The sequence below is a fragment of the Parvibaculum lavamentivorans DS-1 genome, from assembly GCF_000017565.1.
Taxonomy (GTDB): Bacteria; Pseudomonadota; Alphaproteobacteria; order Parvibaculales; family Parvibaculaceae; genus Parvibaculum; species Parvibaculum lavamentivorans.
The window spans coordinates 3,818,032-3,833,794 of sequence record NC_009719.1 but is presented as its reverse complement, the minus strand read 5'-3'; the positions used below and the strand labels follow the sequence as shown (position 1 = coordinate 3,833,794).

The 15,763-nt window shown below is 64.0% G+C and carries 18 protein-coding genes; 11 read left to right on the top strand and 7 right to left on the bottom strand.

The annotated features are described in order from the left end of the window. Nucleotides 1-33: 33 nt before the first annotated feature. Together PLAV_RS18190 and rsmI are read right to left on the bottom strand one after the other, a co-directional pair. Complete coding sequence (locus PLAV_RS18190; protein ID WP_012112444.1) at nt 34-435, bottom strand: YraN family protein; 402 nt, start codon at nt 433-435, stop codon at nt 34-36. After that, nucleotides 432-1,307, bottom strand: a complete 876-nt coding sequence (gene rsmI / locus PLAV_RS18185) for a 16S rRNA (cytidine(1402)-2'-O)-methyltransferase (protein WP_012112443.1) — start codon at nt 1,305-1,307, stop codon at nt 432-434. Before rsmI ends, PLAV_RS18190 begins: the two co-directional genes overlap by 4 nt. Nucleotides 1,308-1,428: 121 nt before the next feature. On the opposite strand from rsmI, the gene PLAV_RS18180 reads away from it, so the two are divergent. Both PLAV_RS18180 and maiA read left to right on the top strand, forming a co-directional pair. Beyond that, nucleotides 1,429-2,706, top strand: coding sequence for a penicillin-binding protein activator (locus PLAV_RS18180; RefSeq protein ID WP_049767832.1), 1,278 nt, complete (start codon nt 1,429-1,431; stop codon nt 2,704-2,706). Next, a complete protein-coding gene (gene maiA, locus PLAV_RS18175; RefSeq protein ID WP_012112441.1) occupies nt 2,707-3,360 on the top strand; it encodes a maleylacetoacetate isomerase in 654 nt (217 codons plus the stop codon). Here the strand turns inward: maiA and hemW are convergent. The 3 genes from hemW to rph are packed head-to-tail and all read right to left on the bottom strand — an operon-like array spanning nt 3,357 to nt 5,813. Next, nucleotides 3,357-4,514 carry a radical SAM family heme chaperone HemW gene (gene hemW, locus PLAV_RS18170; protein ID WP_012112440.1) on the bottom strand — a complete coding sequence of 386 codons (1,158 nt, stop codon included), beginning with the start codon at nt 4,512-4,514 and terminating at the stop codon, nt 3,357-3,359. The two genes, maiA and hemW, sit on opposite strands and share 4 nt — an antisense overlap. Next, the gene (gene rdgB, locus PLAV_RS18165; RefSeq protein WP_425357303.1) at nt 4,495-5,106 is read right to left on the bottom strand and encodes an RdgB/HAM1 family non-canonical purine NTP pyrophosphatase; all 612 of its coding nucleotides are present in this window, start codon (nt 5,104-5,106) and stop codon (nt 4,495-4,497) included. Before rdgB ends, hemW begins: the two co-directional genes overlap by 20 nt. Next, a complete protein-coding gene (rph, locus tag PLAV_RS18160) occupies nt 5,097-5,813 on the bottom strand; it encodes a ribonuclease PH (protein WP_012112438.1) in 717 nt (238 codons plus the stop codon). The genes rdgB and rph overlap by 10 nt, the downstream gene beginning before the upstream one ends. A 173-nt stretch (nt 5,814-5,986) precedes the next feature. Between rph and hrcA the strand changes: the two genes are divergently transcribed. From hrcA to PLAV_RS18145, 3 genes are all read left to right on the top strand, one after another. Continuing rightward, nucleotides 5,987-7,051 carry a heat-inducible transcriptional repressor HrcA gene (gene hrcA, locus PLAV_RS18155; protein WP_012112437.1) on the top strand — a complete coding sequence of 355 codons (1,065 nt, stop codon included), beginning with the start codon at nt 5,987-5,989 and terminating at the stop codon, nt 7,049-7,051. 90 nt (nt 7,052-7,141) lie between these two features. Beyond that, nucleotides 7,142-7,783, top strand: a complete 642-nt coding sequence (gene grpE / locus PLAV_RS18150) for a nucleotide exchange factor GrpE (protein ID WP_012112436.1) — start codon at nt 7,142-7,144, stop codon at nt 7,781-7,783. Between the two features lie 78 nt (nt 7,784-7,861). Further along, nucleotides 7,862-8,566, top strand: a complete 705-nt coding sequence (locus PLAV_RS18145) for an NnrU family protein (protein WP_012112435.1) — start codon at nt 7,862-7,864, stop codon at nt 8,564-8,566. Here PLAV_RS18145 and PLAV_RS18140 read toward each other — a convergent pair. Next, nucleotides 8,563-9,228: an alpha-ketoglutarate-dependent dioxygenase AlkB gene (locus PLAV_RS18140; RefSeq protein ID WP_012112434.1), complete on the bottom strand. Its 666-nt coding sequence runs from the start codon at nt 9,226-9,228 to the stop codon at nt 8,563-8,565. The two genes, PLAV_RS18145 and PLAV_RS18140, sit on opposite strands and share 4 nt — an antisense overlap. A 62-nt stretch (nt 9,229-9,290) precedes the next feature. Between PLAV_RS18140 and PLAV_RS18135 the strand changes: the two genes are divergently transcribed. The 6 genes from PLAV_RS18135 to PLAV_RS18110 all read left to right on the top strand — a co-directional run bounded on the left by PLAV_RS18135 (nt 9,291) and on the right by PLAV_RS18110 (nt 15,261). Then, nucleotides 9,291-9,842, top strand: a complete 552-nt coding sequence (locus PLAV_RS18135; RefSeq protein ID WP_012112433.1) for an SEL1-like repeat protein — start codon at nt 9,291-9,293, stop codon at nt 9,840-9,842. 314 nt (nt 9,843-10,156) lie between these two features. Next, nucleotides 10,157-12,076: a molecular chaperone DnaK gene (dnaK, locus tag PLAV_RS18130; RefSeq protein ID WP_012112432.1), complete on the top strand. Its 1,920-nt coding sequence runs from the start codon at nt 10,157-10,159 to the stop codon at nt 12,074-12,076. A gap of 97 nt (nt 12,077-12,173) precedes the next feature. After that, nucleotides 12,174-13,331: a molecular chaperone DnaJ gene (gene dnaJ / locus PLAV_RS18125; RefSeq protein ID WP_012112431.1), complete on the top strand. Its 1,158-nt coding sequence runs from the start codon at nt 12,174-12,176 to the stop codon at nt 13,329-13,331. A 66-nt stretch (nt 13,332-13,397) separates the two neighbouring features. Further along, the gene (locus tag PLAV_RS18120) at nt 13,398-13,742 is read left to right on the top strand and encodes a DMT family protein (protein WP_012112430.1); all 345 of its coding nucleotides are present in this window, start codon (nt 13,398-13,400) and stop codon (nt 13,740-13,742) included. A 42-nt stretch (nt 13,743-13,784) separates the two neighbouring features. Beyond that, entirely contained in the window at nt 13,785-14,600 is an 816-nt protein-coding gene (gene dapB, locus PLAV_RS18115; RefSeq protein WP_012112429.1) for a 4-hydroxy-tetrahydrodipicolinate reductase, read from the top strand. A gap of 28 nt (nt 14,601-14,628) precedes the next feature. After that, nucleotides 14,629-15,261, top strand: coding sequence for a 2,3-bisphosphoglycerate-dependent phosphoglycerate mutase (locus PLAV_RS18110; RefSeq protein ID WP_012112428.1), 633 nt, complete (start codon nt 14,629-14,631; stop codon nt 15,259-15,261). On the opposite strand, the gene PLAV_RS18105 is transcribed toward PLAV_RS18110, so the two are convergent. Further along, the gene (locus PLAV_RS18105; RefSeq protein ID WP_012112427.1) at nt 15,255-15,761 is read right to left on the bottom strand and encodes a DUF2244 domain-containing protein; all 507 of its coding nucleotides are present in this window, start codon (nt 15,759-15,761) and stop codon (nt 15,255-15,257) included. The genes PLAV_RS18110 and PLAV_RS18105 overlap by 7 nt on opposite strands. Nucleotides 15,762-15,763 lie beyond the last annotated feature (2 nt).

Sequence of the window (15,763 nt, the reverse complement as noted above, 5' to 3'; positions counted from 1 at the left end):
CGGGCGGAGAATGACGCGGCACCTGCGGCAAGATTATGGCCGCCACGCATCCGCGAGGTGACGCGGCCAGCGGCGCGGCACAATGAGCACGACGTCGAAACGAAGATCGAGATCGGCGAAATGCGGATAACGGCCAAGGAGATGCGCCGCGGCGCGCTCCAGCCGCCGCTGCTGGCGAGGGAGGAGCGCCTCCGCCGCCGCGTCGCCCTCCCCGCGCGCCTTGACCTCGACCACGGCAAGCGCACGGCCGCGCCGGACCACCAGGTCGATTTCACCGGCCGGCGTTTTCAGGCGGCGCGCGACGACGCGGTATCCCTTGAGGCGAAGGAGAAGGACGGCAAGCGTTTCGGCGCGAAGGCCGAGACGATAGGCGGCGAGGCCCGTGGCGGGATTTCCCTTGCGGGCGGCACGCGGCGCGAACCGGGCCGGCTTCACTTCGCACCCGAGAGTTCAAGCGCGCGGGCGTAGATTTCGCGGCGCGGCAGCCCGGTCATCGCAACGATCTCGGCGACGGCATCCTTGAGGGAGGTGCGAGCGAGCGCGTTTTCGAGCATTGCATCCACCTCATGGGCGCAGAGCGCGGCGCGCTTTTCGGGCGGACCGACGACGACGACGACCTCACCTTTCGGCGCGCCGGCCTCTTCATAATGCGCGGCAAGCTCGCCAAGGGAGCCGCGCCGCACTTCCTCGAAGCGCTTCGTCAGTTCGCGGGCGACAGCGGCTTCGCGATTGCCGAGCGTCGCCGCCATGTCGCCGAGGGAAGCGGCGAGGCGGTTCGCGCTTTCCAGAAAGACGAGGGTGGAGGGGATGGCGGCGAGTTCCGCCAGTTCCTTTCGGCGCGCTTCCTGCTTCACCGGCAGGAAGCCGGCAAAGAAAAACCGGTCGGTTGGGAGGCCTGCCAACGTCAGGGCCGCCAGCACGGAGGAAGCGCCGGGCAGCGCCGTGACGGCATGGCCGCCCGCCACCGCCTCCTGCACGAGCTTCAGGCCCGGATCGGAGACGAGCGGCGTGCCGGCATCGGAAACCAGGGCGACGGCCTCGCCCGCTTCGAGGCGCCTCAGCACGCGGGGCCGCATCTCGGCGGCGTTGTGATCGTGATAGGGCGCGGTCTTTACCTTGATACCGTGGATGGCGAAGAGCTTCGCGGTCACGCGGGTATCCTCACAGAGAACGAGATCGGCGCGGCCGAGAACATCGAGCGCGCGGAGGCTGATGTCGCCTGCATTGCCGATGGGCGTGGCGGTGACATAAAGGCCGGATGCGAGGCGCGGGGCGAGCTTTTGCCGCTTGTCGTCTTCTTTCTCCATGCGCGCGACCTTGGCCCCGGCAAGCGGTTTTGGCAACGGCTTTGCGGGCGGTTTACTTGCACCCGGCCGGACAGTACCCTCCGATTTCGTTTCGTTTCGCTGCTTGCTCAGGAAGAATCCGGTGACAAAGTCTGTCCGCCCTGCCCGCTCCGGCCTTATGACAGGCGTGAAGGCGCTCTTCGCGCTCGGCATTTCGCTGGCGCTCGCGGCTTGTTCGACAGGACAACAGCAAACGCCGCCGCCGGTCGTGACGCCGCCCCCAAAGGTGGAGGTGGCACCGCCGCCCCAGACGCAGCCGCCGGCATTTTCCCGCGATCCTGCGAGGTTCTACACGCCCGCCCACATGGCCGGGGAGAGGCCGGTGCGCGTCGCCCTGCTGCTGCCGTTCAATTCGTCGCGCGAGGATGTGCGGACGCTTTCGAACGCGCTCTACAATGCCGCGCAACTCGCACTGTTCGAGTTCGACGCGACGAACATATTGCTGATGCCGAAGGCTACAGGCGGCACGGCGGCCGGCGCACAGCGCGTGGCGCGGGAGGCGCTCGATGCCGGCGCGGACCTCATACTCGGGCCGCTCTTTGCCGAGGAAGTGACGGCGGTAGCGCGGCTTGCCCGGGATGTGAGAGTGCCCGTGGTGGCGTTCTCTTCCGACAGTTCGGTCGGCGGCAATGGCGTTCATCTGCTGTCGTTCCCGCTCGATCAGGATGTCGACCGGATCGTGGATTATACAACGCTGCAGGGCATCACGCGTTTTGCGGCACTCTATCCCTATGGCGCTTATGGCGAGCGGGTGCGCGACGCCTTTCAGCGCGCGGTATCAGCGCGGGCGGGGACGGTCGTCGCCAGCACGAGCTATCCGGCGAGCCCGGAAGGCATGTATGAGCCGGCGCAACGGATTGCCGGCGCCTATGGCGGCGGGAACTATCAGGCCGTATTTCTGCCCGAGGGCGGCGCGCAGCTTAAATCCATGGCACCGCTGCTTCCCTATTACGATGTCGATCCGCGCGACGTGAAATTTCTCGGCACGGGGCTCTGGGACGACCCTTCGCTTGCCCGCGAGCCGCCGCTTGCCGGTGCGTGGTTTCCCGCGCCGCCGCCGGAAGGCCATGACCAGTTTTTGACGCGCTATCGCCGCGCCTATGGCGGGACGCCGCCGCGCATCGCAAGCCTCGGCTATGACGGGGTGAGCCTCGCGATTGCGCTTTCGACACTGCCGGAAGAGAGCCGCTTCACGCCGGAGGCGCTGACCAATCCGGACGGCTTCGCGGGCGTCGACGGGATTTTCCGTTTCATGCCGGATGGACGAACGGAACGCGGCCTTGCGGTTCTCGAGATGCGGCCGACGGGTGCCGTGGTTATCGATCCGGCGCCGACAAGCTTCCGGCCGCCGGTTTTCTAGATGACGCTCCGGCTACATAATTTCTTTCGCAATTCGGCCGGTCACCGCGTCCGGATCGCGCTCGCACTCAAGGGGCTCGACTACGAATATGTCTCGGTGAATATCGGGCCCGCAGGCGAGCAGAAGTCGGACGCCTATCTGAAACTCAATCCTCAGGGTCTCGTACCCACGCTCGAACATGACGCGCGGATACTCACGCAGTCGCTCGCGATCATCGAATATCTGGAAGAGGTCTTTCCCGAACCCTCGATCATGCCGGCCGATCTACTGACGCGAGCGCAGGCGCGCGCCTTCGCTGCCGCCATCGCAGCGGAGATGCATGCGCTCAACAATTCAGGCGTACACCGCTATCTCGGCGGCGAGATGGGGCTCGACGACGCGAAGCGCCAGCAATGGTATGCGCATTGGGGGACAATCGGCTTCACGGCGCTGGAAAAGACCCTGGCATCGCGGCCGGAGACGCCGTTCTGCTTCGGCGACAAGCCGACCATCGCCGATATTTTTCTCGTGCCGCAACATCTGAACTATGTGCGCTTCAAGGTCGACCTTGAGCCCTATCCGCGGATCAACCGGATCGTCGCGCATTGCGGGAGCCTGCCCGCCTTCAAGGCGGCGGCACCCGATGCGCAGCCGGATTATGTCGAGGGCCTCTAGGCGAGAAGCCGCGCCAGCAGCGCGTCGAGCACGAGGCGGCCTTGCGGCGTCGTGCGGATGATGTCGCCATTTCTCATCAACAAGCCATCGGCGATCAGGTTGCCGATGCGGGGGGCGGCAATTTCCTTCCCGGCGAGCGCGGCGTAGCGCGCAAGCGATACACCTTCCTCCAGCCTCAGGCCCATCAGCATCATTTCGTCGCCTTGCGCCGCGCCGGGTATTTCCTCCGATGCTTCGAGGCCGTGTCCATCGCGTTCGACATTTTCGATCCATGCGCCGGGCATGCGAAGCGTGCGCGTGGCGAGGCGCTTTCCTTCCGTCGAGATGCGGCCATGCGCGCCGGGCCCGACACCGGCATAGTCGCCATAGCGCCAATAGACGAGATTGTGGCGGGCTTCGGCACCGGGCCGGGCATAGTTCGATACTTCGTAGGCGGATAATCCGGCTTCGGCCGCGATTTCGCCTGTGAGGGCGTAAAGTTCGGCGGCCTCGTCTTCGCCGGGCAGTTTGAAGGCGCCTTTCTCGTAGAGGCGCGCGAAGGCTGTCTCTTCCTCGATGGTGAGTTGATAGAGCGAGAGATGGTCCACCGCATGAGCGAGTGCGGCGCGAAGTTCCGCCGTCCATTTTTCCTTCGTCTGGCCGGGGCGCGCATAGATGAGGTCGAAGGAAAGGCGCGGGAAGGTTTCGCGGGCAAGTGCGATGGCGCGGAGTGCTTCATCCGCCGTGTGGAGACGGCCGAGAAATTTCAGCTCCCTGTCATCAAGCGACTGGACGCCGAGCGAGAGACGGTTGACGCCCGCCTTGCGATAGCCACGAAAGCGCGCGGCCTCGACGCTGGTGGGGTTTGCCTCGAGCGTGATCTCGGCGCCCTGCTCCACCGTCCAGAGCGCGGCGATCTGCGTCAGCACCGCCTCGACGGTTGCCGGCTCCGTCAGCGACGGCGTACCGCCGCCGAAGAAGATCGAGCGGACGCTGCGGGGGCCGGTGAGGCCACGCATATATTGAAGTTCGCGCGTCAGCGCCTTTGCCCAGCGCGCCTGATCGACATTGGCGACGACATGGCTGTTGAAATCGCAGTAGGGACATTTCGACTGGCAGAAGGGCCAGTGAACATAGACGCCGAAACCCGGTTCATCAGCTCCGGAAGCAGGCATCGACAAGTTGCCGGAAGGCGTGGGCGCGGTGCGAGATGTCATGCTTCGCCTGCGGTTCCATTTCGCCAAAAGTTGTTTCGTAGCCATGCGGCACGAAAACGGGATCGTAGCCGAAGCCCTTCTCGCCGCGCGGCGGCCAGACGAGGTCGCCATCCACCCTGCCCTCGAAATATTCGACATGGCCGTCGGGCCATGCGAGCGCGAGGCCGCAGATGAAATAAGCGGATGTGTCGACCGGGCCGGTTTCAAGCATGCCGCGGCGGAGCTTTTCCATCGCGAAGGCGAAGTCTTTCGTCGGTCCTGCCCAGCGCGCGGAGAAAATGCCGGGGGCGCCGCCGAGCGCCTCGACGCAGAGGCCGCTGTCATCGGAGAGAGCCGGAAGCTGCGCCGTCTTCGCGGCGGCGAGCGCCTTCAGTTCCGCATTCTCGCGGAAGGTCTCACCGGTTTCGTCCGGTTCGGCAAGGCCGAGATCGGCGGCGGAGAGGATCTCGACATTGAGTGACGCAAGAAGATCGGCAATCTCGCGGACCTTGCCGGGATTGTGGCTCGCAACGACGAGCTTGCCGCCTTCAAAACGCCTGGTCATGCCGATACCGCTTCCTTCTGGCGCCGCACGAGATCTGCGATGGAGGTTTTCGCCAGCGCCAGCAGCGACAGGAACTCCTCGTCGCTGAAGGGTTCGCCTTCGGCCGTGCCCTGGATCTCGCAGATGCCGCCCTTGCCGGTGATGACGAAATTCGCGTCGGTGTCGGCGGTCGAATCCTCCGCATAGTCGAGATCGACCACGGGAACGCCTTGGTAGATGCCACAGGAAATTGCCGCGACATGATCCTTCAGGACAGGCGCCGAAATCATCGAGCGGGCGCGCATCCATTCGATACATTGATGAAGCGCGACCCAGGCGCCGGTGATCGAGGCGGTGCGCGTGCCGCCATCGGCCTGAAGGACGTCGCAATCGACGCTGATCTGGCGTTCGCCAAGCGCCTTCAGATCGACCACCGAGCGCAGCGAGCGGCCGACGAGACGCTGGATTTCCTGGGTGCGGCCGGATTGCTTGCCTTGCGCGGCCTCGCGGCGCATGCGCTCATGGGTGGAGCGCGGCAGCATGCCGTATTCCGCCGTGACCCAGCCCTGGCCGCCGCCCTTCAGGAAGGGCGGGACACGCTCTTCAAGGCTGGCGGTGCACAGCACATGGGTGTCGCCGAAGCGGACGAGGCAGGAGCCTTCGGCATGTTTGGCAACGCCGGGCTCGAAGCTGACGGTCCGCATTTCCTGCGGCTGGCGTCCGGAAGGGCGCATAAGAGGTTCCAGTTCTGTCTTCTGAAGATGATCTTTTCCGATTGCCGCCTTACTACCTTGGGCGGGCGCCTGCGTAAAGCGGCGCGATTTTCTTCGAAAGGCTTTGATGCCGGGTCAAAGCGCACTAAATTGTTTCCGAGTTTCAGAGGCTTAAGCGGAGGCGGGTTGCGAGCATGGTTGGCGTAATGGATCTCAACGAGCGTTCGCGCGAGATCCTGCGGCGCGTGGTCGAAACCTATCTGGAGACGGGGGAGCCGGTGGGCTCGCGGTTCCTGTCCCGGCAATTGCCATTGTCGCTCTCCGCCGCCTCGATCCGCAACGTCATGTCGGATCTGGAGGGGCTCGGGCTTATTTTCGCACCGCATACCAGCGCCGGCCGGATGCCGACCGAGGCAGGCCTTCGCATGTTCGTGGACGGGTTGCTCGAAATCGGCGATCTCACGGATGATGAGCGCATTGCGATCGAGCGGCAGGTTTCGGGCTCCCACAAGAGCATCGAGGATGTGCTGGACGAGGCCTCGAAACTCCTCTCCGGCCTCAGCCATGGCGCTGGTTTCGTGGTCGCGCCGACCTATGACGCGGCGCTCAAACACGTCGAATTCGTGCCGATCGACGCGGAGCGGGCGCTCGTGGTGATCGTGACGGAAGGCGGCGCGGTCGAAAATCGCGTGATTGAAATCCCCAAGGGCCTGACGCCTTCGGCGCTGGCCGAGGCGACCAATTATCTCAACGCGCAATTGCGCGGGCGGACGCTGGACGAGGCGAAGGCCCATCTGGCGCGCGAACTGGAAACGCAGAAGGCGGAGCTGAACGAGCTCACAGCCAAGGTGATCGAAGCGGGGCTGGCCACCTGGTCGGGTTCCAATTCGGCGGCCGCCAACAATGATCCGCTGGGCAAGTCGCTGATCGTGCGGGGACGCTCGCGGCTTCTGGAGGATGTGCATGCGGTCGAAGACCTCGAACGCATCCGGCTTCTGTTCGACGAACTCGAGAACAAGCGCGATCTCGTGCAGCTGCTCGGGCTGGCTGAGGCGGCGGACGGGGTCCGCATTTTCATCGGCTCGGAGAACAAGCTATTCTCACTATCGGGCTCCTCGCTGATCGTGAGCCCCTATATGGACACGCAGCAGCGCGTGGTCGGCGTGCTCGGCGTGATCGGCCCGACACGGCTCAATTATGCCCGCGTGATCCCGATGGTCGATTACACGGCAAAGCTGGTGGGACGGCTTATCAACTGAGGCATGACGGCGCGGGCGGGTTGACATGCGCGGCGCTGACGCGCACATCCACACGCCAAGAGCCGAGTTTTCCCAAAAACTGGACAGACGATGAGCGACGAGAAGAAACCAGAGGCTGAAACCTCCGAATCCCTCCAGAAGCGCGAAGAAAAACTGGCGGAAACGCTTGCGAGCGAACCTGCGGCGCAAGGCGAGGCGGAGGATGCGGCGGCGGCCGGGCCCGATGTGGCGGCGTTGGAGGCCGAGATCAGCGATCTGCGCAACCGGCTTCTGCGCGCGGCGGCAGATATGGAAAATAACCGCAAGCGCGCCGAACGCGAGAAGCAGGATGCACAGCGATATGCGGCGGCCAATTTCGCCCGCGATATGCTGGAAGTGTCCGACAATCTGCGGCGCGCCATCGCCACGCTGAAAGAAGACGAGCGGGCGGAAGCGGCCGAGAGCGTGAAGGCAATGATCGAAGGCGTGGAGATGACCGACAGGCAGCTCGTGACGATTTTCGAGCGCCATGGCATCCGCGAGATCACGCCGCAGCCGGGCGAGCGGTTCGACCCCAATCTGCATGAGGCGATGTTCGAGGTGCCGGGCACCGATCAGCCCGCCGGGACGGTCGTGCATGTGCTCGGCGCCGGTTACATGATCGGCGACCGGCTGCTGCGGGCGGCTAGGGTGGGCGTGGCCAAGGCCGATGACGGCGCGGCAAAGGGCGGCAAGGTGGATACGATCGCCTGAGAAAATTCGGCCTTGCGCTTGTCCCCTCCCTTCCCATCTCTTATAACACCGTTATAGAGGACAGGGAGGAGAACGGTCATGCTTCAGTTATGGGCCGCGGCGGCTTTTTTTCTCGGCATTCACCTCGTCATCGCCGGTTCGGGCGCGCGAGGCCGGATCGTGGCGACGATCGGGGAGCGGGCCTGGCTCGCTCTCTTCTCGCTCGCCTCCATCGCCGGCATCTCCTGGCTTGCCTACAGTTTCAATGAAGCGGTGGCGGGGCCCAATCATCTCTACTGGGTGCCGCCGCTCTGGGCGCTGCATCTCTCGCCGCTGGTCATTCTCGTCGCCACTTTTTTCGTGGTCGTCGGCATCACCACGCCGAACCCGACGGCGGTGGGGGCGGACGCGCTGGCCGACAAGCCCGATACCGTCAAAGGCATGCTCCGCATCACCCGGCATCCCTTTCTCTGGGGCGCGGCGATCTGGGCGCTCTGGCACATTCTCGTTAATGGCGACAAGGCGTCGATCATCTTCTTCGGCACCTTCGCGCTGCTGGCCATACTCGGCACCTTTTCCATCGACGACAAGAAACGGAAGCGGATGGGCGAAAGCTGGACCGCCTTCGCGGCCAGGACGTCGAACCTGCCTTTTGCCGCGATCTTTGCCGGGCGCAATCAATTGAAGCTTGGCGAGCTTGGCTGGTGGCGAATCCTCGCCGCACTCATCGTGTTCGGCGCCTTGTTTTACGCGCATCTCTGGCTTTTCGGCGTGTCGCCGGTGCCGGGGTTCCATCCCTACTAGGCGGGTCTGGTCACCCGGCGCAATGTCAGGTTGATCCTGCCGCCGCCAGGGATGAGGCGGGAGGAGCCGGAAATCACCCGGTCCACGCCGTGATAGCGCAGCCGGGAGGCGCCGCCGAGCACGAGCACGTCGCCGCTCGCGAGTCTGAAGCTTTTCGATTTATCACCACGGGCGAATCCGCCGACCCGGAAAATGCAGGTGTCGCCGAGCGATAGGGACAGGACAGGGGCATCGAGCGCCTCCTCGTCCTCGTCCCGATGAAGGCCCATGCGCGACTTCGGGGCGTCATAGAGATTGACCAGGCAGCATTCCGGAGGCGCCGGATAGGCGGCCAAATCATCCCAAAGGGCGAGTAGGGCCGCCGGTATGGCCGGCCAAGGGGCTTTACTAACGTCATTAACCGGCGAATAGGCATAGCCGCCGGGGCGCGAGACCCATCCGAGCTGGCCGAAATTCGTCTGAAGGATCGACCAGGGGCGGCCGGTGCGCGGCATGCGCGGACGGTAGGGCGGCGCCGCGCCGAAACCTGCCTGCAATCTCTCGACAAGCGCCCTCTGAGCCGTCTCACCGAAAAAGCCCGGATAGAGCCCGATGCCGTCGAACCCCGTTTCCACCGGTTTGGAGGCAAGAGGGCTCTCGTGTTTTGGCATTATGTGTGTCATATTAATTTCCGGAGTGAAACCGGGACCGGGCGGCGCGGCCGCCCCGGACAAGGGGGACGATCATGAACAAGATAATAGGGTTTACGGCAGCGGCGCTGGCCTTGTCGATGCTGTCCGGCTGCGCGGCAGCCGCGATACAGGGCGCCTCGCGGGCCAAGGACAATGCCGTCATCATGGGCAATGAAGATGCGGCGGCGGCCGGCGATGTCAACGCGCAGCTCAAGATGGGCGATGCCCATTGCTGCACGATCGCGGGCAGCGCGGGCGTTCTCAACAACCAGAAAGCCACCGAATGGTATTGCAAGGCGGCACGGCAGAACGAGCCGAAGGCCTTTTATGAGCTGGGCCGGATCTATTCCGGCGACCTGGTGCGCGGTATGAACGCACCGGCCAAGGCGGCCGCGATGCTGACGACGCAGCGCGAGAACAAGCCCCTCGCGCTGATGTGGCTCAACCTCGCGGCGACGGCGGGCGTCGAGGATGCCGCCGACGATGCTTCCGACCTGCGCGAGGACATGACCGGGCCGGAGATCGTCCAGGCGACGCTGCGGCAGAAGAACTGGCAGGCCCAGCCCTGCGAGTGGAACGCGGTTTATCCCGACAACCAGCTCTAGCCTTTTCGGACAATCGTTCTTTCACAAGGCCCCGGGTTCCATTTGAGGACCCGGGGCTTTGGCGTTCAGGCCAGGTCCCTGAGTCCCAAAAGTCGCTATCCATGTGGCCATATTGCCGCATCAACGCTTGCGGGCCGTAAAACCCAAACCTATATACAGCGCAACGTTTCAACCCCCGAACCGGGAGATGTCTTCCGGCAAGGACCCCTTCTGGGGGCCGGTGCGACCGGGCCCGCGCATGCAAGGCGCGTCCCGGCCAGCGGGTGCCATGAGGCCCGCCCGGCCCGCCGCAAGTGAAAGAGGACCAACACGCTATGGCTAAAGTAATCGGTATCGACCTCGGCACGACGAATTCGTGTGTCGCGGTGATGGAAGGATCGAGCGCCAAAGTCATCGAGAATTCCGAAGGCATGCGCACCACCCCGTCGATGGTGGCCTTCACGCAGGATGGCGAACGTCTTGTCGGCCAATCCGCCAAACGGCAGGCCGTCACCAACCCGACCAATACGCTCTTCGCGATCAAGCGCCTTATCGGCCGCTCCTATGACGACCCCACCACCCAGAAGGACAAGGGCATGGTGCCCTACGACATCGTCAAGGCGCCGAATGGCGACGCCTGGGTGGAAGCGCATGGCGAGAAATATTCGCCGTCGCAGATTTCAGCCTTCATCCTGCAGAAGATGAAGGAGACGGCGGAAAGCTATCTCGGCGAAAAGGTCGAGAAGGCCGTCATCACCGTTCCCGCCTATTTCAACGACGCGCAGCGCCAGGCAACGAAAGACGCCGGCAAGATTGCCGGTCTTGAAGTGCTCCGCATCATCAACGAGCCGACGGCGGCAGCGCTTGCCTATGGCCTCGACAAGAAGGAAGGCGAGCTGATCGCCGTCTACGACCTTGGCGGCGGCACCTTCGACGTTTCGATCCTCGAGATCGGCGACGGCGTCTTCGAAGTGAAGTCGACGAATGGCGACACGTTCCTCGGCGGCGAAGATTTCGACATGCGCCTCGTCAATTATCTCGCCGACGAGTTCAAGAAAGAGAACGGCATCGACCTGCGCGGCGACAAGCTGGCGCTGCAGCGGCTGAAGGAGGCCGCCGAAAAGGCGAAGATCGAACTCTCCTCGGCCAGCCAGACGGAAGTGAACCTGCCCTTCATCACGGCGGATGCTTCGGGACCGAAGCATCTCACCATGAAGATCACGCGCTCGAAACTCGAGGCGCTGGTGGCGGATCTCATCCAGCGGACGATCGACCCGTGCAAGGCGGCGCTGAAGGATGCAGGCGTGACCGCCGGCCAGATCAACGAGATCGTTCTCGTCGGCGGCCAGTCGCGCATGCCGAAAATCCGCGAAGCGGTGAAGCAGTTCTTCGGCAAAGAGCCGAACATGAGCGTGAACCCCGACGAAGTGGTGGCCATGGGCGCCGCCATTCAGGCCGGCGTGCTGCAGGGCGACGTGAAGGACGTGCTGCTGCTCGACGTGACGCCGCTGTCGCTCGGCATCGAAACGCTGGGCGGCGTCTTCACACGCCTCATCGAACGCAACACGACGATCCCGACCAAGAAGGCGCAGACCTTCTCGACGGCGGAAGACAACCAGTCCGCCGTGACGATCCGCGTCTTCCAGGGCGAGCGCGAAATGGCGGCCGACAACAAGCTGCTCGGCCAGTTCGACCTTGTCGGCATTCCGGCGGCACCGCGCGGCGTGCCGCAGATCGAGGTTGCGTTCGATATCGACGCGAACGGCATCGTCAATGTGTCCGCGAAGGACAAGGCGACGAACAAGGAGCAGACCATCCGCATCGAGGCTTCGGGCGGGCTCTCCGAAGCCGACATCGAGCAGATGGTGAAGGACGCAGAAGCGCACGCCGAAGAAGACAAGAAGCGGCGCGAGGAAGTCGAGACGCGAAACCACGCGGAAGCTCTCGCCAACGCAACCGAGAAGACGCTTCAGGAAAATGCCGACAAGATCGGCGGCGACGTGAAGGCGGATGTCGAGGCGGCCCTTGAGGCCTTGCGGACCGCGTTGAAGGAAGGTTCGAGCGAGGACATCAAGGCGAAGATGGAAGCGCTCACCCAGACGTCGATGAAGATGGGCGAGGCGCTCTACAAGTCCGCGCAGGCGGAAGCCGAAAGCGAGGCCGCTGGCGGCACGGATGCGTCCGGGGACGATGTCGTCGATGCCGACTTCGAGGAAGTCGACGACGACAAGAAAGACCAGGACAAGTCCGCCTGACCGGCGCCTCGTCATGATGCCCTTTAATCCAGACATGAATGCCGGCCGGGCGCGCGAAAGCGCGTCCGGGGTATTCATCCGTATACGGTGAAACCCGATGTCGAAGCGCGATTTCTATGACGTGCTCGGGGTGAGCCGCAACGCGAGCGCGGACGAGCTGAAAAAGGCTTACCGCAGCCTCGCCAAGAAATATCACCCCGACCAGAACCAGGGCGACAAGGAAGCCGAGCAGCGCTTCAAGGAGCTCAACGAAGCCTATGACGCGCTGAAGGACGAGCAGAGCCGCGCGGCCTACGACCAGTTCGGCCACGCTGCCTTCGATGGCGGCATGGGTGCGCGCGGCGGGCCGGGCGGCATGGGCGGCTTCGGCGCCGGCGCCTCGATGTCCGACATATTCGACGATCTCTTCGGCGAATTCATGGGCGGGCGAGGCGGCCGCGGCGGACGGAGAGGCGATGGCGGCCAGACGCGCGGCCACGATCTCCGCTACAATATGGAAATCAGCCTGGAGGAGGCCTTCGAGGGCAAGAAGGCGCAAGTTCGCGTTCCCGGCTCCGTCGCATGCGAAGTATGCACCGGTACGGGCGCGGCGCCGGGATCGAGCCCGATTACCTGCCCGACCTGTCAGGGGCATGGCAAGGTCCGCGCCTCTCAAGGCTTCTTCACGATCGAAAGGACCTGCCCGACCTGTCACGGCCGCGGCCAGACGATCGACAAGCCCTGTACCAATTGCCATGGCGCAGGCCGCGTCGAGAAGGAGCGCACGCTCTCCGTCAATATTCCGGCGGGGGTCGAGGACGGCACCCGCATTCGCCTTTCCGGCGAAGGCGAGGCCGGAATGCGGGGCGGCCCGGCGGGCGATCTTTACATCTTCCTCTCGGTCAAGCCGCATCGCCTCTTCGAACGGGACGGCGCCGATCTTTTCTGCCGGGTGCCCATCGCGATGGTGACGGCGACACTCGGCGGCGAAATCGAAGTGCCGACGCTGGGCGGCAAGAAGGTCAAGGTGAAGGTGCCGGAAGGCGCGCAGACCGGGCGTCAGTTCCGCCTGCGTGGAAAGGGCATGCCTGTCGTCAATTCCCGCGAGACGGGCGATCTCTATATCCAGATCACCGTGGAGACCCCGGTGAACCTGACGAAGAAACAGAAGGAACTGCTCAAGGAGTTCGAGCAGGCATCCACGCCGGGGAACAACCCGGAAAGCGCCGGCTTCTTCGCCAAGGTGAAGGAGTTCTGGGACGGCTTCCAGAACTGAGGCTTTGGGATATTCTGAAAAGGCCCGGCAGAGTTTCCGCCGGGCCTTTTTCATGTCCGGTGCGCCATGCCCCTCCAGTCCTATATTCTTCCCGTCGCGCTGCTCATCCTGTCGAATATCTTCATGACGACGGCGTGGTACTGGCACCTGAAGTTCAAAGCGATGCCGATCCTGACCGTCATCCTGATCAGCTGGGGGATCGCGCTGGCGGAATACATGCTGGCCGTGCCGGCAAACCGGATCGGCCACGGCGTCTATTCAGCGGCCCAGCTGAAGACCATTCAGGAGGTCGTGACACTCACGGTCTTTGTCGGCTTTTCGGCCTTTTATCTGGGCGAGGGGCCGACATGGAACACGGCCATCGGCTTCACGCTGATCGCGCTCGGGGCGTATTTCATCTTCCGGGGGTGAATTCAGGCTGCTATACCGCCTGCGAACCTTGGGAACACCGATATGACGGCTGACATCAAAATCGTCGTGACGGGTGCTGCCGGCCGGATGGGCCGGACGCTGATCCGGCTTATCCACGAAACCGAGGGGCTGTCGCTTGCGGGCGGGCTCGAAGGCGAAGGCTCGCCTTATCTCGGCACCGACCTCGGCACGCTGGCGGGTCTCGCGCAGCCGACAGGGCTCGCGGCCACTGCCGATGCGTTGACGCTCATCAAGGATGCCGATGCGCTGATCGATTTTTCGGTACCTGCCGCGACGCTCGAATTCGCCGCATTGGCGGCGCAGGCGCGGATCGTGCACGTCATCGGCACGACGGGCTTTGAGGTGGTGGACGAAGAAAAGATCAAGGCGGCGGCACGGCACGCAACGATCGTGAAGGCCGGCAATATGAGCCTCGGCGTCAACCTGCTCGCCGCGCTGGTGCGCCAGGCCGCCAAGGCGCTTGACGGCCAGTGGGACATCGAGATCGTGGAAATGCACCATCGCCACAAGGTGGACGCCCCCTCCGGCACCGCACTTCTGCTCGGCGAAGCGGCGGCGGAGGGACGCGGCGTCGCCCTCGAAGATGTATCGGCGCGGGGACGCGACGGGATTACCGGCGCGCGGAAAGCGGGCGATATCGGTTTTGCGAGCCTGCGCGGCGGCTCGGTTGTTGGCGACCACACAGTGGTCTTCGCGACAGAGCATGAGCGCATCACGCTTGGCCATATCGCCGAAGACCGGTCGATCTTCGCGCGCGGCGCGCTCAAGGCCGCGCGCTGGGGCCAGGGCAAGGGCCCCGGCCTTTTCAGCATGGCCGATGTTCTCGGCATCGAATAAGCGTAACGGATAATATCGGGAGTGAGCCTTGCCGAACCTGCTTGTGCTTGTCCGCCACGGACAAAGCGAATGGAACAAGAAGAACCTTTTCACCGGCTGGCGCGATCCCGGCCTGACCGAGCAAGGCATGGAAGAGGCGCGTGAAGCGGGCCAGGCGATAAAGGCGAAAGGCCTTGTCTTCGACGTCGCCTATACGTCCGCCCTGTCACGCGCGCAGGAAACGAACCGGATCGTGCTGGAAGAACTGGGGCAGGGCGACATCGAGATCATCGAGAACGAGGCGCTGAACGAACGCGACTATGGCGACCTGTCGGGCCTCAACAAGGATGATGCGCGGGAGAAGTGGGGCGAGGAACAGGTTCATATCTGGCGCCGCTCCTATGACATACCGCCGCCTGGCGGCGAGAGCCTGAAGATGACGGCGGAGCGAGTGCTTCCCTATTTCGAAAAGGAGATTCTGCCGCGTGTGCTGAAGGGCGAACGGGTGCTGATCGCCGCGCATGGCAACTCGCTCAGGTCGCTCGTGATGCAGCTCGACAAGCTGTCGCAGGAACAAGTCCTCGCGCTCAACATCGCGACCGGCGCACCGATCGTTTACGAGCTGGACGACAAGGGCGGCGTAGTGCGCAAGGAAATGCTGATCGAGCGCGAAGCTCACTGAGGCAGGGCAGGCGCTCTGAGCTTCGTCAGGGCTGCCTCAAGCGCATGCATGAAACTTTCACGCTCGGGCGGCGAGAGCGCGGCGGCAACCTCAAGCTGGCGGCCATGGCTCAAGAGGTGAAGATGGGTCGTCTCGTCCGGTTCCTTGCGGAGGGCGAGGCGCACCCAATAGGGCTGGAAGGCAAAGGCGCGGGCCCGGCCTTTCGCATCGACGCGGCGGACAAGCAGTTCATCGTCGGTGAGTTGTACCGTTTCATGCGCCCGTGCGGCCTTGTAGTTGGCGCGGAAAGCCCACCAGACGAGCAGCACTTCGAGCCCGCAAAAACCGAAGACCGGCCAGGCGCCTTTCAGCATGAAGACTATGCCGGCGGTGAAATTCACCGCCGCGACAATGCCGATCACGATCACGAAGTCGCGCGCCGAAAGCGAGCGATGTGGCGTGATGAGCGCATTGAAGTGGAGCGGCGGCTCCAAGGGCGCGGCGGTCAGGGGTTCCTGCATGG

Excerpts from the sequence above, each read along its gene's own strand:
- PLAV_RS18120 (WP_012112430.1), top strand. The coding sequence starts at position 13,398 with ATGCCCCTCCAGTCCTATATTCTTCCCGTCGCGCTGCTCATCCTGTCG.
- grpE (WP_012112436.1), top strand. The coding sequence starts at position 7,142 with ATGAGCGACGAGAAGAAACCAGAGGCTGAAACCTCCGAATCCCTCCAG.
- dnaJ (WP_012112431.1), top strand. The coding sequence starts at position 12,174 with ATGTCGAAGCGCGATTTCTATGACGTGCTCGGGGTGAGCCGCAACGCG.
- PLAV_RS18140 (WP_012112434.1), bottom strand. The coding sequence starts at position 9,228 with ATGACACACATAATGCCAAAACACGAGAGCCCTCTTGCCTCCAAACCG.
- dnaK (WP_012112432.1), top strand. The coding sequence starts at position 10,157 with ATGGCTAAAGTAATCGGTATCGACCTCGGCACGACGAATTCGTGTGTC.
- dapB (WP_012112429.1), top strand. The coding sequence starts at position 13,785 with ATGACGGCTGACATCAAAATCGTCGTGACGGGTGCTGCCGGCCGGATG.
- PLAV_RS18145 (WP_012112435.1), top strand. The coding sequence starts at position 7,862 with ATGCTTCAGTTATGGGCCGCGGCGGCTTTTTTTCTCGGCATTCACCTC.
- hemW (WP_012112440.1), bottom strand. The coding sequence starts at position 4,514 with ATGCCTGCTTCCGGAGCTGATGAACCGGGTTTCGGCGTCTATGTTCAC.
- hrcA (WP_012112437.1), top strand. The coding sequence starts at position 5,987 with ATGGTTGGCGTAATGGATCTCAACGAGCGTTCGCGCGAGATCCTGCGG.
- PLAV_RS18105 (WP_012112427.1), bottom strand. The coding sequence starts at position 15,761 with ATGCAGGAACCCCTGACCGCCGCGCCCTTGGAGCCGCCGCTCCACTTC.
- PLAV_RS18135 (WP_012112433.1), top strand. The coding sequence starts at position 9,291 with ATGAACAAGATAATAGGGTTTACGGCAGCGGCGCTGGCCTTGTCGATG.
- rph (WP_012112438.1), bottom strand. The coding sequence starts at position 5,813 with ATGCGCCCTTCCGGACGCCAGCCGCAGGAAATGCGGACCGTCAGCTTC.
- rsmI (WP_012112443.1), bottom strand. The coding sequence starts at position 1,307 with ATGGAGAAAGAAGACGACAAGCGGCAAAAGCTCGCCCCGCGCCTCGCA.
- maiA (WP_012112441.1), top strand. The coding sequence starts at position 2,707 with ATGACGCTCCGGCTACATAATTTCTTTCGCAATTCGGCCGGTCACCGC.